The sequence below is a fragment of the Azospirillum sp. UFLA03-27 genome (assembly GCF_059803775.1).
This window is the reverse complement of the sequence record NZ_JAUQTX010000394.1, coordinates 1-3,732: the sequence shown is the minus strand read 5'-3', so window position 1 is coordinate 3,732 and position 3,732 is coordinate 1. Positions and strand designations below refer to the sequence as shown.

5 protein-coding genes and 1 pseudogene are annotated in these 3,732 nt (G+C 68.3%); 1 reads left to right on the top strand and 5 read right to left on the bottom strand.

Features of this window, described 5'->3' with window-relative positions; genetic code table 11:
* Both Q4I23_RS31290 and Q4I23_RS31285 read right to left on the bottom strand, forming a co-directional pair.
* Positions 1–191, bottom strand: a pseudogene (locus Q4I23_RS31290) (hypothetical protein); the annotation flags it as partial.
* A gap of 56 nt (positions 192–247) precedes the next feature.
* Positions 248–613: a hypothetical protein gene (locus Q4I23_RS31285; RefSeq protein ID WP_498528799.1), complete on the bottom strand. Its 366-nt coding sequence runs from the start codon at positions 611–613 to the stop codon at positions 248–250.
* 196 nt (positions 614–809) lie between these two features.
* Here Q4I23_RS31285 and Q4I23_RS31280 point away from each other — a divergent pair, with 196 nt between their 5' ends.
* Positions 810–1,442 carry a S24 family peptidase gene (locus Q4I23_RS31280; RefSeq protein WP_454019122.1) on the top strand — a complete coding sequence of 211 codons (633 nt, stop codon included), beginning with the start codon at positions 810–812 and terminating at the stop codon, positions 1,440–1,442.
* Positions 1,443–1,573: 131 nt separating this feature from the next.
* On the opposite strand, the gene Q4I23_RS31275 is transcribed toward Q4I23_RS31280, so the two are convergent.
* The 3 genes from Q4I23_RS31275 to Q4I23_RS31265 all read right to left on the bottom strand — a co-directional run bounded on the left by Q4I23_RS31275 (position 1,574) and on the right by Q4I23_RS31265 (position 3,438).
* Entirely contained in the window at positions 1,574–1,729 is a 156-nt protein-coding gene (locus Q4I23_RS31275; RefSeq protein WP_498528798.1) for a hypothetical protein, read from the bottom strand.
* Between the two features lie 141 nt (positions 1,730–1,870).
* Entirely contained in the window at positions 1,871–2,452 is a 582-nt protein-coding gene (locus Q4I23_RS31270; RefSeq protein WP_498528797.1) for a hypothetical protein, read from the bottom strand.
* Between the two features lie 137 nt (positions 2,453–2,589).
* A complete protein-coding gene (locus Q4I23_RS31265; RefSeq protein ID WP_498528796.1) occupies positions 2,590–3,438 on the bottom strand; it encodes a branched-chain amino acid aminotransferase in 849 nt (282 codons plus the stop codon).
* Between the last annotated feature and the right edge of the window lie 294 nt (positions 3,439–3,732).

Sequence of the window (3,732 nt, the reverse complement as noted above, 5' to 3'; positions counted from 1 at the left end):
GTTATAGTCTCGTGGGCTCGGAGATGTGTATAAGAGACAGGATCGACGATCACCCAGTGGCGCCCGTCATGCAGCAGCGCGAAGCAGTGGCGGAATCCCGGCTTCAGCAGGCGCAGCCACCACAGCTCCGCCTCGCCCCGGAAGACCACCCAGGCGCGCGGCGCGTCCGCTCCGGCCCGGCTGGGCCCCACTTGGCAGGGCCCCACTTGGCACGGCCCCACTTGGCACGGCTGGGGCATCGGCGCGCTCACTGGACGATGCCCTTCTCGCGCAGCACCGGGCGGAGCCGGTCGAACGCCTCCTGCCAGAGGGTGTGGGCGCGCTGCTCGCGGTACCGCGCCGGGTCCGGCGCCATCAGGCGGCGCCCGTAGTGGACCAGCACGTGCAGATGGTCGCGGATCAGCAGGTGGCGACGGTACAGCCGGTCCACCGCGCACAGCACGTCGCCGGGCTCGCAAGGACGTTGGACCAGCCCCCGCCCGGCGGCGATGCGCGCGCCGGCGGCCTTGGCGTCCTGAGCCTGGACCGACCAGAACCACGCCTCCTCCGCGCTGCCGAACGGCTCCCCGACGGCGTCGGACAGAACCATGAACGTGTTGCGGTGCTGGACCATGCGTGAGGTCTCCCTGAGAATTGCAGCTTTTGGGTTCGCGGGCGCAGCTTCGCTCTCGGGCGGAGCGCCGGATGGGCCGCGGCACGCGCGGCTGGCGAACACATGTTCACGTTATGTACTGATTAAAGTCCTTCGTCAAGGATAATGTGAATAGGTTCCTAGGGACGGGCTGGTTCGTTTATGTGATTATCCTCCCATGCTCAAACATGCGGACATTTGGCGGGCGATCGACCGCCTCGCGGCCCAGCACGGGCTGTCGGCCTCCGGGCTCGCGCGGCGCGCGGGGCTCGACCCGACGACCTTCAACAAGAGCAAGCGGACCACCGGCGACGGCAAGCTGCGCTGGCCCTCGACGGAGAGCGTGTCCAAGGTTCTGGAGGCGACCGGCGCGTCTCTGTCGGAATTCGTCAGCCTCGTCGGCGATGCCGCGGGCGCCGGCTCGCTCCAGCGGGTGCCGGTCATCGGCTATGCGCAGGCGGGCAACGCGGGTTTCTTTGACGACGCCGGCTTTCCTTCCGGCGTCGGCTGGGACGAGCTTCTGTTCCCCAGCATCGGCGACCCGCACGCCTACGCGCTGGAGATCGCGGGGGACAGCATGGACCCCGTCTACCGCGACGGCGATACCATCATCGTCTCGCCCGCCGCGCAAATCCGGCGCAACGACCGCGTCGTCGTCCGCACCAAGGGCGGCGAGGTGATGGCGAAGCAACTCCTTCGCGAAACCGCCACCAAGGTCGAGCTGATCTCCATCAACCGCGCCCACCCGGACCGCAGCATCCCGCGCGCTGAGGTGGCCTGGATGGCCCGCATCGTCTGGGCAAGCCAGTAAGCGTCGGCCCTGCGGCACTCTGTCCTAGGATATTTTTCCTTTACATCGGTTATCAGAAGGCTTACCGTCCGAGGATGACCGGATCCACCGGGGCGCCGTCGCGTCCACTTCCCGCCCCGCTGTCCCTCATTTCACATCGTTTGGATGATCTCGAACGCCGTCACGACGACGCGCCGCCCCGCGGCGTGCTTCGGACGGCGCTTCTCGACGGAGCGGACCGGCACGCCACCCTGGCCCGCCCCGCGGTGCTTCGCCTGCACGACCGCTTGGCCGCCGAGGCCCGGCAAGGCGAGCGCGGCGGCGCCGCACCCTGCCCGCCGACCGGACCGCCGGCGACGCGTGGCTGTCCCGCCTCACCGCCGCTTTGGCCCACCATCGCAACGCCGCCAGCCTCCTGCTCCTTGCGGGGGCTTGAGCCGGGGCCGCCCTCACGCGGCCGGAGGAGCGCCGGTCTCGTCCGCCTTGGAAACCTCTGTGTTCAGGGCAACGACACGGGCGGTCTTCGCCTTCCTTGCGCGCGGCTTGCGAACCGGCGCCTCGGCAGGCGGAACCTCCACCGGTTCGGCCACCTCCTTCGCAGCGGCCTGTACGACGATCGGCGCCGCCTCGGCCCGCTCCGTGGCTTTTTTCAACAGCTTGTTCCTTGAAAAGCCGGAGTCCCGCAACGCCGTTTTCAACTCCTCCCACGCCAAGCGGATTTCCGTGGCGAAGGCCCGCGCGTCATCGTCGCGGTGGGTGCGGAAATATTCCGCCGCCTCCCGCATCTGGGCCGGCAGGGTTTCCGCCCCGGCGCGCACCGCCTCGTTACGCAAGCGGTTGTGGCGGTCGTCCAGATAGGTGAGGATCTCCGACAACTCCTCAGCCGTGCAGCTTTTCTGGAGCCTGTCAGTGACCACGGGCACGGCCTTGTCGATCTTTCCGACCAGTTCCGACCGACCGCGCTTCAGGTCCGGATCGTAGACGGTGCGGATCACCTGGATCACGCGGCGCCGTTCGCGGAATTGCATCATCTCCCCCCTCGACGGAGTCCTTCGATGGACTGATTCACCGTTTCGAAGAAATTATGCCGCGGAACGGGCCGCCTATCAAGCCGGTTTCCGGGCCGCATACCGCCCGAAAACCGGCATTCCGGGTCATCCGAAGCGGATCAGCGGAAGGCGAACTCCCAATAGAGCCCGCGCGCCCGCGCCGCCAGGGGGCCGGGTTGCAGGGCACGCGTCTCGACGCGGGTGACCGGCACCACCTTCGCGTAATTGCCGGTCGAGAAGACCTCGTCCGCCTCCAGCACGTCGCGGGGGCTCAGGGTGGCCTCCTCCACCGCCACGCCGTCGTCGCGCAGCAGGGCGATCACGCGCTGGCGGGTGATGCCGTTGAGGAAGGTCCCGTTGTGCACCGGCGTGCGCACCACCCCGTCCTTGGCGATGAACAGGTTGGCCGTCGCGAACTCCGCCACGCCGCCGATGGGGTCGAGCATGATGGCGTTGTCGAAACCGCGCTCCCGCGCCTCCTTCAGCGCCAACCCGGCGTTGGGGTAGAGGCAGGCGGCCTTGGCATCGGTCGGCGCCATGTCCGGCATCGGACGGCGGCGGCTGGACAGGCAGGCGGTGAAACCCGCGGCGCTGGGCAGCGGCGCCTCGTAGACCGACAGGACGAAGCGCGTGCTCTCGGCGTCGGGCGCGACGAAGCCCTCCTCCGCGTAAAACATCGGCCGGATGTACAGCTCGGCCTCCTTGGGGAAGCGGCGGATGCCGTCCCAGCACAGCTCCTCGATCTCCCCGGCGGTCAGCATGGGGGCGAGGCCCATCACCTGGGCGGAGCGCACGACGCGGGCGCAGTGGCGGTCGAGGTCGGGGGCCACGCCCTGGAAGGCGCGGGCACCGTCGAAAACGACCGAAGACAGCCAGAGCGCGTGAGTCATCGGGCCGACGATGGCGGGGTTGCCCGCGATCCATTCGCCCTGGATGTAGCTCAACGCCTGACCGGCCGTGCTGCCCATGATCTTCTCCCTTTTTGGCTTCGGGTTGGTTCTATCCGGATGGTTCGCTCCCTCGAAAAGCATACCCCCTCATCGCCGCTGGTCAACCTGCGCAGACGGGCCAGCCGGACGGTTGATGCAGGACACCCTCACCACACCGGGAGCGACCGACCCATGGGCTGGACCTACTCGAGCGCCTTTCCGCAGCCGTTGCGCGCGGCTCCGCCCTTCCCGCCGCCGGGCCAGGACGTTCCCACCCCTGTCTCTTATACACATCTCCGAGCCCACGAGACTATAACAGCTATCGCGTATGCC

Bases quoted from the DNA above. Each gene is read 5' to 3' on its own strand.
- Q4I23_RS31285 (WP_498528799.1), bottom strand. From the start codon at position 613: ATGGTCCAGCACCGCAACACGTTCATGGTTCTGTCCGACGCCGTCGGG.
- Q4I23_RS31280 (WP_454019122.1), top strand. From the start codon at position 810: ATGCTCAAACATGCGGACATTTGGCGGGCGATCGACCGCCTCGCGGCC.
- Q4I23_RS31270 (WP_498528797.1), bottom strand. From the start codon at position 2,452: ATGATGCAATTCCGCGAACGGCGCCGCGTGATCCAGGTGATCCGCACC.
- Q4I23_RS31265 (WP_498528796.1), bottom strand. From the start codon at position 3,438: ATGGGCAGCACGGCCGGTCAGGCGTTGAGCTACATCCAGGGCGAATGG.